This is a genomic window from Arthrobacter sp. B2a2-09 (genome assembly GCF_027587375.1).
In the GTDB taxonomy this organism is placed as follows: domain Bacteria; phylum Actinomycetota; class Actinomycetes; order Actinomycetales; family Micrococcaceae; genus Arthrobacter.
In genome coordinates, this window is sequence record NZ_JAMXIC010000088.1 from 1 (window position 1) to 511 (window position 511).

Consider the following 511-nt stretch of genomic DNA (forward strand, 5'->3'; position numbering starts at 1 on the left):
CCTGCACGAGGCCCCCTGTGGTCGCCGTAGAGACGATTGGGTGCACACATGGTACATACGGGTTACTTGGCACAGCTGAGGCGCTTACACAGCCCGTCAGCAACGCTAGCAGGCACAGCAGTATCCCGGTAATCAGGTTCTTTAGCGAGCGCATCGCTCACCTCCTTGCGGGTGACTTGAGACTTCGTCGAGAGCGCAGCTAGCCCAGCCTGCATTTGCACCTGAGAGGCTCTGAGAGTCTCTAGGGCGGTCGCTTGTTCATTGACCTTGGTGACGGTGAGCCTCAGTGTACCCCGCGTCTCATACAGGCTCACAGAGAGCACAGCGATGACGATCAGAGCCAGGGCCCACGACAGCAGAGTTCTCATTGATAACCCTCCTTCCAGAGCGTGCCTTCGTTGATGCGGCGGAGATACACCCCGTAGCAGTTGTTCGAGCGCACTTTGCAGTCCAGACCACCAGCGAAGCGCCAGCGGGAGAGCTGGTACGGCACGGCGGTGTAGTCCCCGTT

1 protein-coding gene is annotated in these 511 nt (G+C 59.5%); it reads right to left on the reverse strand.

The window, feature by feature from the left end:
- Nucleotides 1-62: 62 nt before the first annotated feature.
- A complete protein-coding gene (locus NFJ07_RS25645) occupies nt 63-368 on the reverse strand; it encodes a hypothetical protein (RefSeq protein ID WP_269998926.1) in 306 nt (101 codons plus the stop codon).
- Between the last annotated feature and the right edge of the window lie 143 nt (nt 369-511).